General features: G+C 39.7%; 16 protein-coding genes. 6 read left to right on the top strand and 10 right to left on the bottom strand.

From position 1 onward, the window contains the following. The first annotated feature begins 154 nt into the window (after positions 1-154). From ASC84_RS07365 to ASC84_RS07350, 4 genes are all read left to right on the top strand, one after another. The gene (locus ASC84_RS07365) at positions 155-1,303 is read left to right on the top strand and encodes a DUF1624 domain-containing protein (protein WP_056513126.1); all 1,149 of its coding nucleotides are present in this window, start codon (positions 155-157) and stop codon (positions 1,301-1,303) included. 361 nt (positions 1,304-1,664) lie between these two features. Further along, entirely contained in the window at positions 1,665-2,531 is an 867-nt protein-coding gene (locus ASC84_RS07360; RefSeq protein ID WP_056513122.1) for a metal-dependent hydrolase, read from the top strand. Positions 2,532-2,547: 16 nt separating this feature from the next. Continuing rightward, positions 2,548-3,483 (top strand): metal-dependent hydrolase, encoded by a 936-nt coding sequence (locus ASC84_RS07355; RefSeq protein ID WP_056513119.1) that lies wholly within the window; start codon positions 2,548-2,550, stop codon positions 3,481-3,483. Further along, a complete protein-coding gene (locus tag ASC84_RS07350; RefSeq protein ID WP_056513114.1) occupies positions 3,480-4,391 on the top strand; it encodes an alpha/beta fold hydrolase in 912 nt (303 codons plus the stop codon). The genes ASC84_RS07355 and ASC84_RS07350 overlap by 4 nt, the downstream gene beginning before the upstream one ends. A gap of 91 nt (positions 4,392-4,482) precedes the next feature. Here the strand turns inward: ASC84_RS07350 and ASC84_RS07345 are convergent, their stop codons facing one another. From ASC84_RS07345 to betI, 6 genes are all read right to left on the bottom strand, one after another. Further along, positions 4,483-5,691: an MFS transporter gene (locus tag ASC84_RS07345; RefSeq protein WP_056513111.1), complete on the bottom strand. Its 1,209-nt coding sequence runs from the start codon at positions 5,689-5,691 to the stop codon at positions 4,483-4,485. A 192-nt stretch (positions 5,692-5,883) separates the two neighbouring features. Then, a complete protein-coding gene (locus tag ASC84_RS07340; RefSeq protein WP_056513108.1) occupies positions 5,884-6,471 on the bottom strand; it encodes a TetR/AcrR family transcriptional regulator in 588 nt (195 codons plus the stop codon). Between the two features lie 600 nt (positions 6,472-7,071). Next, positions 7,072-7,866: a TorF family putative porin gene (locus tag ASC84_RS07335; protein WP_056513105.1), complete on the bottom strand. Its 795-nt coding sequence runs from the start codon at positions 7,864-7,866 to the stop codon at positions 7,072-7,074. 67 nt (positions 7,867-7,933) lie between these two features. Then, the gene (gene betA / locus ASC84_RS07330) at positions 7,934-9,628 is read right to left on the bottom strand and encodes a choline dehydrogenase (RefSeq protein ID WP_004717579.1); all 1,695 of its coding nucleotides are present in this window, start codon (positions 9,626-9,628) and stop codon (positions 7,934-7,936) included. Positions 9,629-9,718: 90 nt separating this feature from the next. Further along, a complete protein-coding gene (betB, locus tag ASC84_RS07325) occupies positions 9,719-11,191 on the bottom strand; it encodes a betaine-aldehyde dehydrogenase (RefSeq protein ID WP_056513102.1) in 1,473 nt (490 codons plus the stop codon). Then, on the bottom strand, positions 11,184-11,807 hold the full coding sequence (gene betI, locus ASC84_RS07320) for a transcriptional regulator BetI (RefSeq protein ID WP_004717575.1): 624 nt from the start codon (positions 11,805-11,807) through the stop codon (positions 11,184-11,186). The genes betB and betI overlap by 8 nt, the downstream gene beginning before the upstream one ends. A gap of 263 nt (positions 11,808-12,070) precedes the next feature. On the opposite strand from betI, the gene ASC84_RS07315 reads away from it, so the two are divergent. Further along, positions 12,071-13,663 (top strand): BCCT family transporter, encoded by a 1,593-nt coding sequence (locus tag ASC84_RS07315; protein ID WP_056513100.1) that lies wholly within the window; start codon positions 12,071-12,073, stop codon positions 13,661-13,663. A 179-nt stretch (positions 13,664-13,842) separates the two neighbouring features. Here ASC84_RS07315 and ASC84_RS07310 read toward each other — a convergent pair whose 3' ends face one another. The 4 genes from ASC84_RS07310 to lipA form a co-directional block, all read right to left on the bottom strand. Continuing rightward, positions 13,843-16,032 (bottom strand): TonB-dependent siderophore receptor, encoded by a 2,190-nt coding sequence (locus tag ASC84_RS07310; RefSeq protein ID WP_056513097.1) that lies wholly within the window; start codon positions 16,030-16,032, stop codon positions 13,843-13,845. Between the two features lie 497 nt (positions 16,033-16,529). Further along, complete coding sequence (locus ASC84_RS07305) at positions 16,530-17,447, bottom strand: siderophore-interacting protein (RefSeq protein WP_056513095.1); 918 nt, start codon at positions 17,445-17,447, stop codon at positions 16,530-16,532. 894 nt (positions 17,448-18,341) lie between these two features. Continuing rightward, positions 18,342-19,439: a helix-turn-helix domain-containing protein gene (locus ASC84_RS07300; protein ID WP_004717563.1), complete on the bottom strand. Its 1,098-nt coding sequence runs from the start codon at positions 19,437-19,439 to the stop codon at positions 18,342-18,344. A 664-nt stretch (positions 19,440-20,103) separates the two neighbouring features. Next, positions 20,104-21,096: a lipoyl synthase gene (lipA, locus tag ASC84_RS07295; RefSeq protein WP_056513092.1), complete on the bottom strand. Its 993-nt coding sequence runs from the start codon at positions 21,094-21,096 to the stop codon at positions 20,104-20,106. A gap of 362 nt (positions 21,097-21,458) precedes the next feature. On the opposite strand from lipA, the gene ASC84_RS07290 reads away from it, so the two are divergent. Then, complete coding sequence (locus ASC84_RS07290; protein WP_034610596.1) at positions 21,459-22,421, top strand: thiamine pyrophosphate-dependent dehydrogenase E1 component subunit alpha; 963 nt, start codon at positions 21,459-21,461, stop codon at positions 22,419-22,421. Positions 22,422-22,432 lie beyond the last annotated feature (11 nt).

Raw genomic sequence — 22,432 nt, 5'->3', positions numbered from 1 at the left:
TTAAATTTTGCAAAAAGTCTATGTGATAATTGGTAAATTTTTTAAGTGTTGCTGTGAAATAACGGTACAAAATAATGTTTTTTAATAAGATGGTTTTAAAATAATGAAATTAATTGTTATATTATATCATAACGTTTAATTTATTGTTTTTTCTATGTCTATTCCTTCGCAACGCTTACAAGCGATTGATGCATTACGAGGCTTGGTGATTTTGATTATGATGGTTGATCATGTCAGAGAAACTTTTTACCTCCATCATCAAGTTCCAGATCCAATGCTGATTCCAGGCACAGAAACGTCACTTTTCTTTAGCCGAATATTGGCCCATTTATGCGCTCCAGTATTTATTGTTTTGACAGGCTTATCCGCCTATCTCTACCAAGCTAAAAATAATAGTCTAGCGATGACACGTGAGTTTTTGATTAAACGCGGGTTATTTCTGATCTTTCTTGAGTTGGTGGTGATCAATTTTGCATGGACTGGCAAGTTCCCACCTGATGTGATTTATCTACAAGTGATTTGGGCGATTGGTTTAAGTATGCTGGCGTTGGCAGCTTTAATTGGATTGCCACAAAAATTATTATGGATAATCAGCATCGTGATTATTTTTGGGCACAATGTGCTTGATCAAGTGTCTTTTGAAAATGTACCTTTCATACAGAATTTATGGTTCATTTTGCATGAACGGGGCTGGATTGAGTTTGGCAATCTGATTCGTATTCGAACCTCTTATCCTGTTTTACCTTGGATTGGTGTGATTACTTTAGGATATTGTATTGGTTCAAGTGTTTTTGCTTCATCTCAACAAAACCAATCTAAAAATACAAAATTACTCATTTTTGGTTTTTCCAGTATCGCTTTATTTTTGCTTTTAAGAGTGATCAATGTATATGGAGATCATGCTTGGACGGTCATGCCGACATGGACTGAAACATTCATGAGTTTTATGAATCTAACCAAATATCCACCATCTTTATTTTTCATTTTATGGAACGTTGGTGTTGGACTGGTTCTTTTGGTCTGTCTGCAAAAAATCGAAACAAAACCTTGGATCAAACCCTTGATCATATTTGGTTCTGTACCAATGTTTTTTTATATTGTTCACTTATATGTTTTAAAGGCTCTATATTTGCTCGTGGTTGCCTTTTTGGGGAAAAATCATGGAGATTATTTTGGTGTCGATTCGGTGTCTACATTGTGGTGGATTGCGATTATTCTCAGCATAATTTTATATCCTTTAATGGTTAAATTTTCTGATTACAAACATAAAAACAAACATATCGCTATTCTTAAATACTTATAAGATAAGTTAAGTATTGTTTTTATTTAAAAGCATATCTAGCAGCTAAAATAGTGATGTCCAGTAATGATGGATATCACTATTTTTTTAATATTTTTGAATGCTTAACCTAGTGCTGAACAGCCTAAAGACGACTTGGACTGTATTAAAGCTATTTCATCTTCAATATTTTAATTTATTTTTCACCTTTTATTTATAGCCTGTCTTTATCGAGATGTCTTTATAGGAATGATACTATCATTTAAGGACAACCTTGAGCCAAAGCATATTCACTTGATTGACAAGATCTGCATGGATCATTATTTTAATTTTATTAGTTCCTTTTTGGAACTTGTTATTTTGAAATAAATTCTTGAGGTGAACCATGTCTATATCAGCGGTGAAAGAAAAATCAAAGCAAAAAACACCTGCATCATTTCCAGTACGTCGTATGGATTATGAGTTTCAGGATATGCCCAAGTATTGGTGTAATGACGAACCTACCTTTACTCATTACTTCACAGGTCTATCAACACTTTTTCCAGAAGGTGAATCGTACTTTGTCCGTTCAGTGCGAGCCTTACGTAAAAAAATTAAAAATAATCCACAATTAGACCGTGATATTGGAGCCTTTATTGGACAAGAAGCCATGCACTCTAAAGAACATCATGCTTTTCATGTCAGTGCACAACAATATGGTTTAGATCCGGAATCTTTAGAAAAAGTCACAGGGATCATATTAAAAGCAATTGAACGTACTTTTCCTAAAAAGTGGAATCTCTTGGTGACTGTGGGTCTGGAACATTACACCGCAGTGTTGGTGGTGGAGATGATGAAAGATGTCAATGAATTGATGACGGATGAAAGCATTCGTAATTTATGGTTATGGCACAGTGTTGAAGAAACCGAACATAAGGCTGTGGCTTATGACATGTATGAATACTTATATGGAAAGGGCTTAGCTGCTTATATTCCTCGCGTTGCGATTTTCACGTTTAGTCTGGTTTTGATTACTGCATTGTCGAGTGTTTATCAAGTTGTGCTGTTAAAACGCGATCGCCAATTATTAAATCTAAAATCATGGCGCAAATTTGCTCAGCATGGTGTGGAAAAATATAAAGTTTTTATTCCTAAATTTATAGATTACTACCGTTTTAATTTCCATCCCAATGATACGGATGAGTCTGAAATCGTGGCAAAAACCAAAGTAAAAATAGGTCTATCTGAAACGCCTCATCATTTACCATCATAACTCTGAGGAAAGAATTATGCGATCTGAAGCATCAAAAGCAAGTTGGGCAATGATTCCTCGACAGGTTAAATTTGAATGGGAGCACTCGCCTTTACACTGGATACCACAAGACCCATTGGCAAGTCATGGTGTCAATCATTTTAGTTTTACCTTGGTTCGAGGAGAGTATTTTTTCTGTCGAATGTTCAATAAAGCTTTACCTTTTATTCATGATGAAAAACTTAAGCAAGATGCCAAAATTTTCATTCGACAAGAAGCCATTCATTCACAAGCGCACAAGGATTCAATCGAAGAATATTTGCTACGTTATGGGGTGGATGTGGAGAACCAATATAAACGAGTTGTTGGCTTATTTGATCGGTTACTCGCGGACAAACCTTTGGGTTTTAACTTACCTAAAGTCTGGCAGCGACCTTGGTTAAATGCGCGAGTTGGGTTAGTGGCCGCGGCTGAACATTTTACTGCAGCAATTGGTCAATATGTATTAACCCGTTCTGATTGGCAGGCACGTGGTGGAGATCCTGTGGTAAGTGACTTGTTTACTTGGCATAGTGCTGAGGAAGTTGAGCATCGTACGGTTGCTTATGATGTTTATCAGCATATTTCAGGGAGTTATTTATTACGTGTTGCGGTGATGGCTGTGACCGCTCCTATTTTTACCTATCTCATGGCGGCTGGTACTGTACAACTGGCTCAAGATGATCCTGCTATTCCACAAAACCAAAAAAGCTTATGGCAACCCGCTTTTTGGAAAGCTTGGCATCGTTCTGATTTAAATGGCTATATACCAGGACCAGTGTGGTTTTTTAAGACCAGTTTACGGTTTTTTAAGCCCAACTATCATCCCTATTACGAAGCTTCAACTGAACTTGCCCAAGCCTACTTGGCACAGTCAGCAGGGGTACTTGCATATCAGCAAAAAACTGAAACTGTTCCGCGGGTGGTTTCATGAAGCATTTTGATAAGACCAAGCTATATGTTCATTCAGGAAATATCTGTTTGGCTGCTTACCATTGGGGCAGCTTAGATGTTGATCAAGATACTATTGTATTGATACATGGTTATCCAGATTCTGCTGAAGTCTGGCACGCGGTGGCACAATATTTAGCCCCTCATTTTAATGTGGTTGCTTATGATGTACGTGGTACAGGATTATCTGATATTCCAAAAACAACAGCAGATTATGCTTTTGAACATTTGATCGAAGATTTATCCCAAGTGATTAAAGCAGTGAGCCCACATCAATCGGTCCATTTGGTTGGACATGATTGGGGCGCTTTACAAGGTTGGGAAGCGGTATTGGCTGACCGATTAAAGTCTCAAATTGCGTCTTATACTGCATTGGCGCCAAGTACAGATCATGTAGGGTGGTGGTTTCATCGCCAGTTGGCCCAAGGTAACTTACAAGGCTATTTCAACGTGATTAAGCGAATGTCAGCATCAAGTTATATGGCAATGTTACAAATCCCTGTACTTCCTGAACTGACTTGGCGTTTAGGTCTTGGCAAAGTATGGCCAAAACTGGTGGGGTATTTAGAAAAAACCTCAGTTGAAAAGAGCCCGACCCAACTTCGCAATGCCATCAGTGGTTTAGGTCTATATCGTCAAAATTTAACCAAAGCATTATTCAAGCCGACAGGTCGAACCACAACCATTCCTGTGCAAATGTTATTGATGGATCAAGATCCATTTGTACCGCTTGCTTTAAGCCGTGGGATGGAAGAGTGGGGGGATGATATTCGCTATAGCGAAGTTTCGGCAGGGCATTGGGGGATTTTAAGTCAACCACAGGCAGTGGCGGATAAGATTCAGCAATTTGTGCAACTGTTTTTAGTCAATAAAGCCATAGCTATCGTTTAAGAGACGGATCAAATAGCCCACAACGATGATGGCGCTGTTTGATCCAATAGATGTTGTCATCGAAGCATGGTGTTAAATGACAGCTTTAAATTTATTTGCTGCCCAAACGATGTCCTGATTTAAAACCATTTTCATGCGCAAAAAATACAATAGATAACCCCAATAATGATAATGCGATGATACAAACAAAAAATGAGTCTATTCCTACATTTTGCAGTAGGATGCCACCTAAAATACCGCCCCCTGCAACAGCAAGATTAAACACCGTCACCAGCATTGATTGGGCAATATCCACATTTTCATCTGCGACATCTGCCAGCGCAGTTTGTAGTAGAGTTGGTGCACCGCCAAAAGTCATTCCCCAAAGTACGATACCTAGCATCACAAGCCAGATGTGATGACCGCTCAAGCCCATGAAAAGAGCAGCGATGGCAAAGCCTGTTAAACTGATCAGGGTTAATTTGCGTAATGATCTATCGATCCAAATCCCTGTAATCCAAATGCCGAATATTGAAGAAAGACCAAAAATAAGAAGAATAAGATCAATATGCTCACTCAGCTGTACAGCAGACAAATAAGGCGAAATAAAGGTATAAAGTATGTTATGTGCCAAAATCCAAACAAAAATAACCGCCAAAATTGCGCCTATACCGGGGTGTACCAAGACGTTGAGAATAGATTGTTGTTTGCTCGCGGGTTGTCCAGCCAAATGAGGGAGGCTTATTTTTATCCAGATGATCAGGATTAAAGCAAGTCCTGAAATCACCCAGAAAACCCCACGCCAGCCAAACAGATTGCCCAATCCAATAGCTAAAGGCACACCCATACATAATGCAATGGGTTGACCGACCCCAACGATCGCCATCGCTCTGCCTTGTAGATGGGCAGGAACTAGACTTCGAGCATAACCCGCCAAGATACCCCAGATAATTCCAGCTGACATTCCCGCAATAAATCGTGAAATCAGGATGACAATATAGCTGGAAGATAGCGCTGTTAGACTATTGAAGACAAACAAGCCTGTGATTGCCAATAACAATAAAGGTTTTCTTGACCAACTCCGTGTTGCAGCAACCACAGGGATCGCCGCAATGACCGATCCTAGGGCATAAACTGAAATCATTTGCCCTGCTAAAGCTTCAGACACCTCTAAGTCATGACTGATCAATGCCAATAAGCCCGCAGGTATGATTTCCGTCATAATGGTAATAAAACCTGCAACCGTAAATGCCAATAATTTCCATATCGGTAAGCTGGGCGCAGATCGGTTCTGCTCTGATCTGTTGTTGAACTGATTCATGCGCTATACCTCTGTGTATGATTAACAGAAAGGTCATCTCGTTTAAGGAATATAGGCATCACAAAATTTTGAAGATCAATATTCATTGTAGACTCCATGTTGTCATTTATATTGGAATGATCGTTCCATTTTGGGGTAAATAAAACCCTCAGCATTGCAAATTAGCCAGTCTGCTAAGGGGGAAACTAAAAATTAATACAAGGTATTCAGTGCGACTTCAGCAACATTCTCTAGATATTGCTGACGATTTTCTGCGCTACAGCCTTTGCTTAAAACGCGAATGCCTTGAATGGTATTCACGAAAAAAAGTGCTAAGGCTTGCGGAGAACTATGTAGGGTGGTTTCACCAGATTGCTTTCCTCTGATCATGAGCTGTTCCAGTGCGTGCTGTAATCGTTCAAAGTTGTACGTGACAGATTCTGCAGTCTTTTGATCGTGTCCTGCTAACTCCAAACAGGCATTGGCCATCAGGCAACCCCGATGTTGCGGATCATTTAATTCATCTTCAATGATACGAGATAATAATTGTTGCATGATACTTTTGACTGATCCATCACTGGATAACAAATCAATATTTGATTTACTGATCAGGCGTTGATAGCGAGATAAGGCTTGTTGGTATAGCTGCTCTTTATTTTTAAAGGAACTATATAAACTGCTGCGTGAGAGTCCAGTTTCCTCAACTAAATCTTGAATTGATGTCGCTGCAAATCCTTTACGCCAAAAAACTTGCATAACCGCATTTTCAACTTCTTCAGGATCAAACTCTTTAGTACGCATAATATTAATTTATATTGGAACAATCGTTCCTAATACTTTATACAAACAATCAATGGGTGTCTAATGATAATTCAACAGTATGGGGAGATTTGAGTTTGCTTTATTGAATTAAGCCAAGATATAAGTCAACCTGTCAAAAAAGCTCAGACACAAGAATATAATTTCTTTTAATGAATATTTTTAATTAAATCAATTGCATGAGAAAATAAATTATTTAATTATAAAAAGCTTGCAATGCCACACCTTACATTCAAAGTTTAAATAGCTTTGCGTAGGCGATGCCTCACTTTTCAGAGATGAAAAGTGACAAAAATCTTCTATTGGGCGAGGGGTACGTCCTGTACCCCCGCCCAACGGCGACATCCATGTCGCCTCACGGTAGAATCACCATCTATAATTCAAAAGTAAAAAAAATGAATTGATAACCAACAGTTTCTAAAAGCACATACAAAAACATAAGTTCATTTCTGATCAATGACTTGATAGAAATCACTTGTATGAATAATTAGGGGGGTGACTATAGACATTAAAAAACCACGCTCATGAAGGGCATGGTTTTTGGTTGATTTATAACAGGTTACTGAATATTTAAACTTTAGCTTAAAACTTTTTAGTGAGTGAAAAAGTGAGGGTGGAATCAATTGGATTTGAAACTTTGGCATTGGGATTGCCATTGCTGTATTTTTGATAATATCCGTCTTTGTCCCATGCTTTGCTATAACTTAAACTGGAAGAAAAGCCATAAGGCAGCGCTTTGTTAATGGCAACACTGGCATCTTGAAAGCTTGCGGCAGAAAAGTTTTTTATACGTTGATTGCCATAATGCATATTCAGCGACCAGCCTTGAGCGATGGGTTGTAGCCAATTTACATCTAAATAGCCTGAACCACGAGAGTGCTTATTGGAACCAATAGCTAAAGTATCAGAATTATTGCCAAAATAATCTTGGGTATAAGTGATTGCATATTTAACACTCAGCGGACCATAGCTGATTTCTGGAATAATTTCACCATAATCAAAACGGGTATGACCTGTTTCAGCAGTGGTTTTTGCCCCAGGATAGTAGTAATAAGCGACTTTAGTACCCAGATTTAACTGACCGAAACTACGGCTATAACCAGTATAGACGTCCCATTCAACATTGGCATCACGGATGAAGTCATCACTCACAGTAGAAGCCCAAGTTCCTACATAAAAACCATTGGGATGAGCATAATCAAATCCGCCTTGTACAGCAGGGTTGCCCCAGGTCTGTTGGAAACCACGTGAGATATATTGGCTGGCTACTGTCAAATTTGCACTATACGGAGACGGCGTTTCTGTACCTGATTCATTGGCATGTAGGGTTTGAAAAAATAAACTCAAAGGGATGGTCAATAATAATTTTTTTCTCATTTTATTCGTCCTTGAAAGATGCGACACACTCAGTCAAAACTGAGGTGTCGCTAAAATATGAATACTTTTACACAATCGGACGTAAAGGCGCTTTGCGCACAGGTGCTGTGCCAGCTTTGTAATAACCCGCTTCAGAACGTGGTAATTTTTTGCCACGGATTTGATCTGCGATTTTTTCAGCGATCATAATCGTTGTGGCATTTAAATTTCCAGTAATGATCAGCGGCATAATCGAAGCATCAACAACGCGCAAGCCTTGTAGACCGTGTACACGACCTTGACCGTCAACCACTGCCATTTCGTCTTCACCCATCTTGCAACTACATGAAGGATGGTAAGCAGTTTCAGCATGGTTGCGCACGAAATCATCCAGTTCAGCATCAGTTTGCACCTGTTTTCCAGGACTGATTTCATCGCCACGATATGCATCTAATGCAGGCTGTTGCATGATTTCACGGGTGATACGAATGGCGTCACGGAACTCACGCCAGTCTTGCTCAGTCGACATATAGTTGAACAGAATACTTGGATGCTCAAAAGGATCTTTAGATTTCAGCTTAATTCGACCACGAGCTGGTGAGCGCATAGAACCAACATGCGCTTGGAAGCCATGTTCTTTCACGGCATTACTGCCGTTATAGTTAATCGCAACGGGTAAGAAGTGATATTGAATATTCGGCCAGTCAAATTCATCCGAGCTGCGGATAAATCCGCCTGCTTCAAACTGGTTGCTTGCGCCAATACCAGTCCCATTAAATAACCATTCAGCGCCAATTGCAGGCTGGTTAAACCATTTTAAAGCGGGGTAGAGTGAAACAGGTTGCTTACATTTGTATTGTAAGTACATTTCCAAATGGTCTTGTAAGTTTTCACCGACACCCGGTAAATCATGTACAACATCAATATCCATTGATTTAAGGAAGCTACTTTCACCAACACCCGAACGTTGTAAAATTTGTGGTGATGCGATAGCACCCGCACAAAGCAAGACCTCACGGTTTGCACGTGCTTGTGTGAGATTGGTTTTATCCGCACCGATGATATATTCCACACCAATCGCTTGCTTTTGATTAAATAAAATTTTATTGGTGGTGGCATGGGTCACGATCGTTAAATTAGGACGACCTTTTGCCATGTCTAAATAACCACGTGCGGTACTAGAGCGACGGCCTTTTGGCGTCACAGTACGATCCATTGGACCGAAACCTTCTTGTTGATAACCATTTAAGTCATCTGTACGTGGATAGCCTGCTTGTACACCTGCTTCAACCATGGCATGGAACAAGACATTGTTGCCATTTTTAGGGGTTGCCACAGATACAGGGCCATTGGCGCCATGGTAGTCATTGCCACCAATATCACGGGTTTCAGCTTTTTTATAATATGGTAAGCAGTCTGCATAGCTCCAGTCTTCTAGCCCTTTGAGCGTCGACCAGTTATCTAAGTCCATTGCATTACCACGGATATAACACATCCCGTTAATCAATGAGGAACCACCTAAACCTTTACCACGGCCGCATTCCATACGGCGATTATTCATATGTGGTTCAGGATCAGTGAGATATGCCCAGTTGTAACGGCGTCCTTGTAGTGGGTAGGCCAACGCTGCTGGCATTTGAGTACGGAAATCTAAACGGTAGTCTGGGCCACCTGCTTCTAAGAGTAAAACAGTAACGTCTTTGTCTTCAGTTAAACGTGTTGCGAGCACATTTCCGGCAGATCCTGCGCCGATGATAATGTAGTCATATGCTTGAGTAGTCATAATTATCCTTTTTGTATTTTTTAAAAGTGCCAATGCAATCAGGTGATGACATGGCACATAGGATTGATATACGGAGAAAGCCTGAGTGCATTAAAAAATGCTTTGATACTCACCTAACTCAACTTGAACTGATTTGATACGGGTGTAATGCCCAAGTGTGGTTAAACCATTTTCACGGCCAACACCTGATTGCTTATAGCCACCCACTGGCATTTCAGCAGGGGATTCGCCCCATGTGTTGATCCAGCAAATACCTGCTTCGATTTGATGAATAATGCGATGTGCTTTGGTAATGTCTTGTGTCACAACACCTGCTGCTAAACCAAAAGTGGTGTCATTGGCACGACGAATGACTTCTTCTTCAGTTTCATAACTGAGAATGCTCATGACAGGGCCAAAGATTTCTTCTTCAACAATGCGCATATCATCTTGGCAGTCACTGAAAACTGTCGGTAACACATAAGCACCTTGCGCCAATTCAACTTCTGTCGCTCGGCCACCGCCAATCAGCAGTTTGGCACCTTGTTGTTTGCCTGACTCAATGAAAGACAAAACTTTTTCCATATGCGGGAAGCTGGTGAGTGGACCAAAGTTGGTTTGCTCAGCCATTGGATCGCCGATACGGATCCGTTTTACCCGTTCTACAATAGCGGCTTCAAAATCTGCTAACAGTGCTTTGGGAACAAAGACACGTGTACCATTGGTACATACTTGACCTGAACTAAAGAAGTTTGCCATCACCGCAATGTCTGCTGCACGATTGAGGTCAGCATCATCACAAATAATTAAAGGGGATTTACCGCCGAGTTCCATGGTCACTTCTTTGAGTGTAGAACCTGCGGCACTTGCCATAACTTTCTTGCCTGTTTCAACACCACCAGTGAAAGAAATTTTTTCAATAATTGGATGTTCAGTTAACCATTGTCCAATCTCACGGCCTGCACCTTGTACCACGTTAAATACGCCATCTGGTAGTCCAGCTTCAGTATAGATTTCAGCAAGTTTGAATACGCTCAGCGGTGTGGTTTCACTTGGTTTAAAGATCATGGCATTCCCAGCAGCTAGCGCAGGGGCAGATTTCCATAATGCGATTTGAATTGGATAGTTCCAAGCACCGATTCCCGCGACAACACCAAGTGGTTCACGACGGGTATAGAAAAAGCTTGATTCACGAAGCGGAACTTGCTCTCCCTGAATTGCAGTCGCGAGACCTGCGTAATATTCGAGTACATCGGCACCTGTGACAATATCAACGGTCGATGTTTCGCTATAGGCTTTACCTGTATCGAGGGTTTCTAAGCGAGCGAGTTCATCATTACGCTCACGTAAAATGTCGACAGCGCGACGTAAAATACGAGAACGCTCCATCGCTGTCATTGCGGCCCAAATTTTTTGACCTTGTTGTGCGCTTTGAACAGCCGCTTCAATGTCTTGTTGTGATGCTTGTTGAAGGGTTGCGATCACTTCACCGTTGGCAGGGTTAATACTGGTAAAGGTCTTACCACTGGTCGCTGCTACATAGCGACCATGGATGTACAATTGATGAACTTGTGAATCACTCATTCTGTCTCTCCTGCAAAGGTTTTTTCGCAAATTGCAATTGCGTTTTTACATAATCGTAAGCAATGGAACGTGCCAGCTGGCTGTCAAATTCATCATGACTGCTTAAACTGCCACGTAACCATAATCCGTCAATCAATGCCGCTAAACCACGAGCGGCAATGCTTGCCTGTTCTTTATCCAATAACTTGAGAAAGTGAAACTTCAAGTTTGAATACAGGCGTTGATCATTAATTTGTTGCAAGCGCCCAAGTTCGGGTAGGTGCATGCTTGCAGACCAAAAGTCTAACCAGATGCGCATGGCTTGTTTATTGACCTGACTAATATCAAAGTTAGAGTCAATAATCGCTTTAAGTTGGCTTTCTGGATGCTCGTCTGCTTCAGTTTTATTTTGGTCGGTTTTGCGACGTAAAACATTTAGCATTTCTTGCATGCAGGTATTTATTAATCCCTGTTTATCACCAAAATAGTGACTCACAATACCTGTGGATAGCTCGGCTTTCTTTGCGATTTGTGCAATGGTCATATTGGATAAGCCCACTTCATAAATCACATCAAATGCGGCGTTAATAATTTCTTCACGTCGCACATGCTCTGGTTTGACTCTACGTTTTGTCATGTATATCCACTTAAAGTGCTGAAAAGGCACTTTTTATTTAACATTACTCAATGTAGAACATCTTAGCATTTTTTTATAATACTTTTTATTGATTGAACGTTCAATCAATAAAAAGTATAATCTACAAAAATCAATAATTTTTTGATGAGTAATAAGAAATGTCAGTGTATACATCAACATTCTGATCCATCAGGATGTTCAGTAAAAATAGTACATATCCTATTATTTTTTAAGAAAATACACCGATTGCAAGGAGCAATAGCATGGTGTCAAAAAGTCATAATGGATATTCATCCGAACGGATTCGATTAAATTTATTTGTGTTTGGAAGTTCTGCAATCAGTATCGGTATTTTTGGCCTATTGTTTGTTTTATTTCCAGAAAGAAGTCAGTTTTGGCTAACCTATGTGCAAGAGCAGGCCAATCAACTCTTTGGTTGGTATTACATGCTGGTGATTGTGGCATGTCTGGGTTTTGTCGGATGGTTGGCTTTTTCACGTGCTGGACAACTTCCACTTGGAAAAGATGGTGATAAACCTGAGTTTGGTTACTTGGCTTGGGTGTCTATGCTGTTTTCAGCAGGTATCGGTATTGCCTTACTGTATTATGGTGTTGCTGAACCTGTCGATCATTTCTTAAGACCACCTGAAGGCGAGGGCGGCACAATCCAAGCTGCCAGAGATGCCATGATGTATAGCTTTTTACATTGGGGTATACATGGCTGGGTGCTCTATGCCTTATTGGGTGTCACCTTGGGCTATTTTGCCTTTCGCTTAGATTTACCTCTGGCTTTACGTTCTGCGCTTTATCCAATTTTTGGCGATCGGATCTATGGTTTGATCGGCGACTTTGTGGATGGCTTTGGGATTTTAGCCACGGTGATTTCTTTGGTCACCAATCTAGGTATTGGTGCACTGGTGTTGGTTTCGGGCATCAGTTATTTAGTCCCAGCCATTCCAGACAACAATGTAACTCTGATCGCAGTGGTATTGGTGATGATGTCTGTTGCGACCATCACCACGGTGGTGGGGATTGAAAAAGGACTGGCTTGGCTTTCACGGATTAACTTACGTTTACTCTATGCGTTATTGTTATTTGTGTTCTTAACAGGGCCAACTAATCATTTACTGAATGGTTTGGTACAGAACGTGGGTGACTATCTCAACCATTTTGTTGCGAAAAGCTTTGATGTGTATTTATACAATCCACAAGCAAAAGGCTGGCTTGGTTCTTGGACGGTGTTTTATTGGGCTTGGTGGATTGCTTGGGCACCTTTCGTTGGGATGTTTATTGCGCGTATTTCAAAAGGGCGCACCATTCGTGAAGTGGTCTTGGGTGTGTGTCTGATCCCTTTAGGCTTTACTTTAGCTTGGATTTCCATTTTCGGAAATACTGCAATTGATTTAATTTTGACTCAAAAACAAAAAGTTTTGGGCGATATGGTTCTTACCGATCCAGCTTTGTCTTTGTTTAAGTTGCTCGAATATTTACCTTTTAATCCTTATGTGGCTGGGATTGTTGTGGTGATTTGTTTTGTACTGTTCTTGACCCCAGTGGGTTCTGGTACGCTGATGATTGCAAATCTGTCTACAAAAGGCGGAAGCAATGAAAGTGATTCACCGATTTGGTTGCGAATTTTCTGGTCTGTGGTGATTACGATTGTCAGTATTGGTTTACTGTTAGCAGGTAGTTTTCATTCGATGCAAAGTGCCGTGGTGCTATGTGGTTTACCATTCTCGGTGATTATTTTGCTGTATATGTTTGGTTTAACCAAAGCAATTAATCAGGACTTAGCCAGCCCGCAACCACCACAAGCCATCAACAAAACGACTGATTCTTCTGAACTCGTCAAATAATAAGATCCACAGATCAACATGAGGATTTAATACACAATTAGGTTGATGCTAGTGCAGGATGAAATGAGATCAGTGATTTTGGCGCAATAGCAAAAGTTGATTGCGCCTGTTAAATAGAAGAAATTCCTCTAGGCAGTATGGAGTTTGCTTATTGCCTAGAGGAAGTCAGTTAAACCGGATTAAAACTTATATTTAAGTCCTAAATTATAGTTACGGCCTTCGCCCCATGTATACGTGCTATACCAGCTAAAAATCGTATAATATTTTTCATCTAAAAGATTGTTTACATTAAAAGAAACAGATAGTTGATCATTGACTTCATAGTTTGCCATTGCATCAAATAGCCAATAATCAGACACCACATGTTTAACAGGATCTTTATACAGTGGATTGGTGACATCGCCCCAAGTCTTATCTTGCCAACGTGCACCACCACCAATAGTTAAACCATCCACCCATTGATTGAGCTTATAACTGGTATAAAGGCTAAATTCATTTTCAGGGGTCAAAGTGCTCTGCTTTATCCCATCTTGTTTAGATATTTTATGATTAAAGCCAGCATGTAAATTCCAACCCGGGCGAATTTCACCAGTAACTTCGAGTTCAGCCCCTTTGGTTTTGACACCTTGTAGCGCTTCAGATGCGACACCACCAGATGGTGTAAGGACGTTTGGAATCTCTTTCGCAAAATTGTCTTGTTTGAGTTGATAATATGCCAAGCTAGCATTTAAGCGACCATCAAAAAATTCACCTTTGATTCCAGCTTCGTAGTTTTCTCCCTCAAGCGGATCAAGTGTTTTACCGTTTGGATTTTGTGCAGATTGAGGTTTAAATATGGTGCTGTAGCTTGCATAAACTGAGTATTGGTCATTTAAATCATAAACCGCACCGACATAAGGTATAAAGATACCTGACTCTTTCGTCTCTTCTGACTTATAGTTTGCAATACGTCCACCCAAAATGACTTTTAAATCATCATGTAAATTCAAACGGGAAGTGAGATAAAATCCATTCTGCTTGGTGGTTTCATTGTTTGACCAATGATTACCTCTTTGCCAATCAGGCTCTGCAACATTCCCGTTCCATTGATAATATTGATCTACACTGGTTTTATAATCAGTTGGTGTACCATAACCATTATTTTTCCAAGTGCTTTCAGAAATGCTTGCACCGACAACCAGCTCGTGTTCACGGCCAAAAAGTTGAAATGGACCTGTTGCATAGATGTCTGCAGCATCACTTTTGGTTTCGCCTTTATAGTTTCCAGCCCACATTGAAACACCAGTGCCAGTCGATGGATTTGGATGACCACCAGCCGCTGCGCCTAATTGTGCATCATAGCCATTGATTTGATGATTTAACTGGATTTTTGCGACCCAATCATTATCAAATTTATGCTCTAAGGTTGAGAAAATGGTTCGGGTATATTGCTCCCAATTACTCCAATTTGCACCATTGTTAAAGCCACGCGGCATTTTATTGAATTGGCCCGCTGTATTATAAATCGGGATACCGCCCCATGTTGATCCCTTAGGTTTATTGTCTTGATAATCTGCGCCTACAGTCAGTAGGGTATTCTCAGTTAAATCTGCTTCTAATATGCCATAGAACACAGGGGTTTTGCGTTCATAGCGATCTAATTGAGATTCTTTGTCTTGATATGCAGCAACTCCACGCGCACGAATACTGCCCGTTTCGTTAAGTGGACCACTTAAATCAATTTGGCCGCGGTAGTTATTCCATGTGCCTAGACCAAGAGAAACATTTCCTTGGAAATCTTTGGTTGGTTTTTTACGAATGAGATTAATGGTTGCACCAGGATCACCCACCCCAGTTAAAAGCCCCGTTGCTCCTTTTAAAACTTCGATACGATCATAAATCGCCATATCACTCAGGGTATTTCCTGCTGAGTAGGCCGAATCCCGATTCATCGGGATCCCATCGTACTGAAAGTTTTGTATTGCAAAACCACGGGAGTAATATTCTGTCCGTTCACTGTCATAGGTCACTACACTAACACCCGGGGTATGCCGCATAACATCATCGATAGAGTTGAGATTAAAATCATCCATTTCTTGGCGAGTAATCACACTAATCGTTTGAGGGGTTTCTTTGGGTTTTAAAACCAAACGCGTTGCTGTGGCAATTGAACCCGGAGTATAGACACCACTGTTTTCTGTAATTTCACCCAATTGGTTTGCTGTAAACTTGAGTGTTGGCAATGCGAGAGGTTCAGCATTATTTTGAGTCGTCTCTTCAGCAGCATGCAAAAGGGTAGTAGCAGCTACAGAAGTGAGACCTAACATGATCATTTGAATCATTTTTGACAGGTATTTTTTGTCTGTCATTTGCATTCTTGTTGATGACATCGAAAGCGGCCTTATAAGATGTGAGGAGTACGCTTATAATGTCGTTTGAGATTTAAAAAAGGATCAAACAAATTTATCCCTGTCATTTTGAGATAACATTGGCTCATCTGTTAAGGCGGGTAGATTGGTTTTAAGTTTTGCACTTGGCTAGAGAAAAACAACCTTGGTAATCTTATTTTCAGCAATTAAATCACCATGTTTTCGCGGTAGTATAATTAGTCATCATGAAAAAAATGCTGTAGTGGATTCTCTTTGGATCTTTAAGCAGACCATGATGTATAGCTATGCAACACAGGCTGAGCAATGAATAATAAAAAAGACTCGGATCGCGAGATCCGAGTCGGCTGCTGTCAATTGTGTTCAATCATCATTGAGTTAGACCATAATAAAGCCAGAGCATCAACCTCAAGAATTGATTTCCATTCCAAATACTCCCCCGAAATAATCGTCTTAAGAAAACTGAGATGGGGGTGATTTAAATCGGGCAATGGTTTCAGTTAAACAGGCATATCTAGATCATCAAATGTTTCTAACGTTTTACCTTGTTCTAGATGTTTTTGATAATATGCGACTCGGCTCAGATCTAATGTTGAGCTGGACATGCCGACATTCCAATAGCCCGCCACACGAATATCATCTTTACTCAAATGACTATGTTGGGTAAACAGCTTACGTATCGCTCTTGCTTCATTACGTTCACAGGCTGCCCAAACGCTTATATCTTCACGATCTTTAAACTGCTCGGCAATTTTAAGTAGTATACCCAATTTACCCGCTTGCTGTGGTTTTTCCCGATGGAGTAAATGCATATTTACTCCATGATGTTTTGGCAAATCATCAATAATATTGGCTTCACAACTTTCAATATAAATCTCTCCCTGAATCCCCGTTTGCCAATGCTGTAAAATTGAATAGACGGCAGGAATGGCGGTTTCGTCAGCAAACATCACCACGCGTTTGGTTGGGGTAAAATTGGGGATGAAGTGCGGTCTTGGACCAGTAAGTTGAATTTTAGTGCCAATTTTTGCTGAATCTAGCCAAAGCATTGCTGGACTTGGGTCAGCATGTAGAACAAAGTCAATTTCAATTTGGCGGGTGCTTGGATCAAAGCAACGCACGGTATATACACGTGATATGGGTAAGCTGTCTGCTTGTTGATGCACTTCTAAACGAATGGCAAGGTTGGGTGTTGTCCATAAGTCTGGCTGTGTTGTATTGATTTCGCCCCGGATACGTACAATTGAAGGAAAAGGATGAGATATCGCCGTTATCGTCATCTCAATGACTTCCAGATTCCGCATATGATCATCTTGTTTCAGTATCGCTTTTGGGTCTGATACTGTTTTTTTGTCTGGTACTATTTTTTGATCTAAAGTTGTTTTTTGATCTGATGTCGTTTGTTGTTGGCTATTCATTATTAAGTCTACCTATATTTATTAAGCAATAAACCACAATTGCCTTACTTTCAGTGCTGAGCGGATCGAGAAGATCTGCATGGTGTTAAATGTAAAATATAATCATTATCATTTAAAGGGCGTTTATGTTTAAATTACTTGTATTTTAATTTTAGCAATTGATTTATTGCGGAGAGAGGTAAGATTGTGAGGCGTTGTAATATTGATCAGGCTAATGGTTTATTTTAATTGCGTGAAAAATATATTAATTTTAATCTTATAATTTTCTATATAGTCAAATCACCTAATTATTTCATACAAGTGATTTGCATCAAGTCATTGAGCATAAATGAAGCTTATGTTTTTGTATTAACTTTTAAAAATTGTTGGTTATCAATTCATTTTTATACTTTTGAATCATAGCTGGTGATCCTACCGTGAGGCGACATGGATGTCGCCGTTGGGCGGGGGTACAGGACGTACCCCTCGCCCAATAGAAGATTTTTGTCACTTTTCATCTCTGAAAAGTTAGGCATCGCCTACGCAAAGGTAGTTAAAGTTTGAATGTAAGATGTGGCAGTGTAAGCTTTTATATAATTAAACAATATTATTTCATCATGTAATTGATTTAATTAAAAATATTAATTAAGAGAAATTATATTATTGTGTCTGATTTTTTTTGACAGGTTGACTATATTTACCGTGCATTTTCTGTCGTTGGCCTTAAAAATTAGTCTTAGATCGATTCATTTATCATTTTTTATACAAAGCAATTTTAAGCAAAACAACTTCAAGCAAAAACATAGCTCGCTTGAGGAGATGTATTCTACTTTACTCAGCTTTATAGCCTTAAACATCGGAGCAAAACGGCACTGTACTACAAGTTGTGCAATAAAATATCTAAGTTCATTGAGCCTAAAGTAATTTTAAAAAATACGCGCGATGCTGACTTTGTTCAGGCAATAATTCCAATACCCGTTGTATTGCATCATTACGTTCAGGAAGACGACTAATAATTTTTAAAAGTGGGTCAATATCCTGAATTTGATAAATCAGATGACTTAAACGCGCATCGAAACAATCACGCCATGTGGTCAAGAAAGGGCTTTCTGATTTGGCCAAAAAACTTCCTTTGTAGAGTGAAAATGTACTGGCGAGAAAACCTGCATTGAGGGATTGCTCAGCTCTGGTAAAGTCGGTTTGAATCTCACAAACTAACTTATAAGGGCGCGATAAAATACAGTTAGGGAGCAAGGTGCGTAATTGTGACATTTCTGCTTTTAAGGTTTTTTCACTAATGTCCCGATCACCGTATAACGCATAGTGCAGTTCATCTAGGTTAATACCCTCTGGGTGTAACACAAGAATGCATAGAATTTCAATTTGTCGATGGGTCAAAGTTAAAAGCTGTTGGTTAAATTGAACTTTAGGTGTACCAAAAACTTTGAGGTAAAGCATGTTTTTTTGTTCAAATTGAATCGCACGTTGAACCAACTCTGCGCAGCGCTCTACAGCCAATACACCCAGTGAAGTATGCTTTTTGTACTTGGTCGATAAATTAATCACACCATGAAATTGTCCAGATACAGGGTCAACAATCGGCGCGGCATAACAAACCCAATCCTGTACACTGTTCATCTGATTTTCATGTGAATAAACACAGCTAGAGAGATGATTATTTAAAGCCAAACCAATCGCATTTGTACCGACAGCCTGTGTTGACCAATGTCCACCTTCGACAAAATGCACTTGCTCAGCAGAGGAGAGCATAGCACGGCTGCTCCATGTCCAAAGTAATGTGCCATGATGATCTGTGATTCCAATTGCCATTTCAGAATCATCTGCAATTTTTAGTAAATCCGCATAATTATGTTGAAGAGAACGACGAAACAGTGACGGTTCTAGTTCGGTAGGTAAAGCGAGAAGTGGCGCAGCAGTGACGGATTCGATATTGACAAAATGTGTGGTCTGTAAACGAAGCGCTTGTGGCTGTAATTGATTCAATAGCTTCATATCATATTCCTTTATGATGAATGGTTATGCCATTAATACCTTGTATTCTTTGTCGTTGTGTCTGGTGATTTTAGTTGATGATCACACCAGATTTTAAGCTATATTCAAACAAATAGTGTTCCGAAAATAATCATCTTTATTAGGGTCTGTTGACATTTCATAAATGGCTTGCGTTGTAGGTTAAAATTGAGCAGGCAAGGCAGGAAACGAAGAGAATAGCGAGACTATTTTCAAGTTTCATAACGAAGGCTGAGATAATTTTAGCCACAACCCTTCGGGACTAGCGTGTTTTTTGCCGCTACGTCGTTACGAACTACTCATTTAGAATGACTAAATTTCGTATTTCNAGGCTGAGATAATTTTAGCCACAACCCTTCGGGACTAGCGTGTTTTTTGCCGCTACGTCGTTACGAACTACTCATTTAGAATGACTAAATTTCGTATTTCTCGCCTAGTATCGCCTAAAAAACACACCTAGTCGCAAACATAGACGAATTGTTAACAGACCCTCATTTGTCTCACTTTAGAAGTTAATGTTTCGCTTTGAAATGAGTTTTCTGCTCACAAATGTTAAATAAAGTTACCAATAAAAAGACAGCGTATTCTTTTTAGTACTCATTGTTTAATGTTTAGGCGTCCATATTCACTTTAACACTGAATCATCCTAAATTTCTGTGACAATGTTTTCACGTGTAAACGGCTTGGGTACAGGCTCGCCCTTGTATTGACGATCAGCAAAATAGCTGGAACGAACCATTGGCGCACTCCATATATTTTTAAACCCTAATAACTCACCATGTGCTTGATAATGTTCAAACTCTTTCAATGAAACAAAACGATGTATTGGGGCATGAGATTTAGACGGCTGTAAGTATTGACCAATGGTGACATAGTCCACCTGATAGTCACTGAGGTCATTCAGCAACACAATAACTTCTGCTTCGACTTCACCCAATCCCACCATCAAGCCACATTTCGTTGCGATGTCTGGACGTAAATGCTTAAACCGTTTTAACAGTTCCAAGGAATGTTGATAATCTGAACCTGGACGCATTGCACGGTACAAACGAGGGACCGTTTCAATATTATGATTAAATACATCTGGCGGGGTTTCGCTCAGAATGTTGAGGGCAACTTCTAATCTGCCCCGAAAATCAGGGACTAAAATCTCAATTAGCGTATCTGGGCTACTTTTACGGATTTCTCGAATACATGCAGCAAAGTGTTGTGCTCCACCGTCAATAAGATCATCACGGTCTACTGAGGTAATCACCACATAGTTTAAATTTAGATTTTTAACGGTTTCTGCTAAATGTTTCGGTTCATCAGCATCTAAAATATTTGGACGTCCATGGGCCACATCACAAAATGGGCATCGACGGGTACAAATATCTCCCATAATCATAAAGGTCGCTGTTCCACCACCAAAGCATTGTGGCAAATTGGGGCACGCGGCTTCTTCACATACGGTATGTAGTTTTTGCTGACGTAATAAATTTTTAATACGTTGCACTTCTTCAGGCTGGCTGATCTTGGCGCGAATCCATTCAGGCTTTTGTGGGATCTGTTCTGTACTGATAATTTTTACTGGAATACGTGCCAATTTATCTGCACCACGTAGTTTTTGTCCCGTGGTGACTGAAACTTTTAAATCCATTTTAAATAGTCCATTAAATAAAATAATTTAATATAAAATGACATTTTTATCTATGATGTCAAATATATTTAAAATATTTATCAATATAATAAAAGAGTGCAAAATATTAATATTATAAAATAAAGGTTGGTTAAAGGTTTGGTTTTTTAAGTTTTTGAAAATTATAAAAATTTACAAATATTTTTTGCTTTATAAAGTGCTGTTTTTAATATTTTTATTGTGTTTTATAAAGAAATATTTTTTTAGTCTAATATTAATTTTGAATGAAATAATTTTATATAAATATACGGGTTTTAAATGCCAGTATTTGTTTTTAAATATATGGTTTTTACTTTTAACTGTGAGCATGAAGGAATAAGTATATGCAATTAACGGAAGAGCAATTGCTAGCAGCATACAGACGGATGCGAGATATTCGTGAGTTTGAGGATCGACTTCACGATGAAAATAATACAGGTGATATTCCCGGATTTATCCATCTTTACAGTGGTGAAGAAGCGGTAGCCGTTGGAATTTGTGAAAATTTGACCGACAAAGATTTTATTACCTCAACCCATCGTGGTCACGGTCACTGCATTGCCAAAGGATGTGATATTCACGGCATGATGTTGGAAATTTTTGGTAAAGACGATGGTTTGTGCCGTGGCAAAGGCGGTTCAATGCATATTGCTGATTTAGACAAAGGTATGTTGGGAGCCAACGGTATAGTTGGTGGTGGGCCGCCTTTGGCAATTGGTGCTGCGTTAACCGCAAAAACCTTAAAGACGGGTGGAATTGGTCTGTCATTTACTGGGGATGGTGGTTCTAACCAAGGTTTGACCTTTGAAGCGATGAATATGGCTGTGGTTTTAAAACTCCCAGTGATTTTTGTTTTTGAAAATAATGGTTTTGGTGAAGGTACTGCGCATGATTATGCAGTCGGAAGCAAAGACATTGCAGGTCGTGCTGCGGCTTTTGGTATGCCTGCTGAAAAAGTAGATGGGACAGATTTCTTTGCTGTGTATGAGGTCGCCCAAAAAGCTATTGAACGTGCACGTCGTGGCGAAGGCCCAAGTGTGATTGAAACCATTACCAATCGTTTTTATGGACACTTTGAAGGTGACCCAGGACTGATTCGTTCAAAAGAAGAGCTCGATTATGTCAAAGAGCATAAAGATCCGTTGAAAATTTTCCGTGAAAAAGTCAAAGGCAAGATTGCTGAAGCCACACTGGATGCAATTGATGTTGAATCAAAAGCCAATGTCGATGCTGCTGTCGCAAAAGCACGTGCTGCCAATTATCCAGAACTTTCTCAACTTCTTACCGACGTTTATGTCTCTTACTAAAGGAATAGTAA

The sequence above is a fragment of the Acinetobacter sp. Root1280 genome (genome assembly GCF_001425285.1).
Lineage (GTDB): Bacteria > Pseudomonadota > Gammaproteobacteria > Pseudomonadales > Moraxellaceae > Acinetobacter > Acinetobacter guillouiae.
This window is presented reverse-complemented; position numbering and strand designations above follow the sequence as displayed.

Excerpts from the sequence above, each read along its gene's own strand:
- betB (WP_056513102.1), bottom strand. The coding sequence starts at position 11,191 with ATGAGTGATTCACAAGTTCATCAATTGTACATCCATGGTCGCTATGTA.
- ASC84_RS07290 (WP_034610596.1), top strand. The coding sequence starts at position 21,459 with ATGCAATTAACGGAAGAGCAATTGCTAGCAGCATACAGACGGATGCGA.
- ASC84_RS07335 (WP_056513105.1), bottom strand. The coding sequence starts at position 7,866 with ATGAGAAAAAAATTATTATTGACCATCCCTTTGAGTTTATTTTTTCAA.
- betI (WP_004717575.1), bottom strand. The coding sequence starts at position 11,807 with ATGACAAAACGTAGAGTCAAACCAGAGCATGTGCGACGTGAAGAAATT.
- ASC84_RS07310 (WP_056513097.1), bottom strand. The coding sequence starts at position 16,032 with ATGTCATCAACAAGAATGCAAATGACAGACAAAAAATACCTGTCAAAA.
- ASC84_RS07315 (WP_056513100.1), top strand. The coding sequence starts at position 12,071 with ATGGTGTCAAAAAGTCATAATGGATATTCATCCGAACGGATTCGATTA.
- ASC84_RS07305 (WP_056513095.1), bottom strand. The coding sequence starts at position 17,447 with ATGAATAGCCAACAACAAACGACATCAGATCAAAAAACAACTTTAGAT.
- betA (WP_004717579.1), bottom strand. The coding sequence starts at position 9,628 with ATGACTACTCAAGCATATGACTACATTATCATCGGCGCAGGATCTGCC.
- ASC84_RS07365 (WP_056513126.1), top strand. The coding sequence starts at position 155 with ATGTCTATTCCTTCGCAACGCTTACAAGCGATTGATGCATTACGAGGC.
- ASC84_RS07350 (WP_056513114.1), top strand. The coding sequence starts at position 3,480 with ATGAAGCATTTTGATAAGACCAAGCTATATGTTCATTCAGGAAATATC.
- ASC84_RS07300 (WP_004717563.1), bottom strand. The coding sequence starts at position 19,439 with ATGAAGCTATTGAATCAATTACAGCCACAAGCGCTTCGTTTACAGACC.
- ASC84_RS07340 (WP_056513108.1), bottom strand. The coding sequence starts at position 6,471 with ATGCGTACTAAAGAGTTTGATCCTGAAGAAGTTGAAAATGCGGTTATG.
- ASC84_RS07345 (WP_056513111.1), bottom strand. The coding sequence starts at position 5,691 with ATGAATCAGTTCAACAACAGATCAGAGCAGAACCGATCTGCGCCCAGC.
- lipA (WP_056513092.1), bottom strand. The coding sequence starts at position 21,096 with ATGGATTTAAAAGTTTCAGTCACCACGGGACAAAAACTACGTGGTGCA.
- ASC84_RS07360 (WP_056513122.1), top strand. The coding sequence starts at position 1,665 with ATGTCTATATCAGCGGTGAAAGAAAAATCAAAGCAAAAAACACCTGCA.
- ASC84_RS07355 (WP_056513119.1), top strand. The coding sequence starts at position 2,548 with ATGCGATCTGAAGCATCAAAAGCAAGTTGGGCAATGATTCCTCGACAG.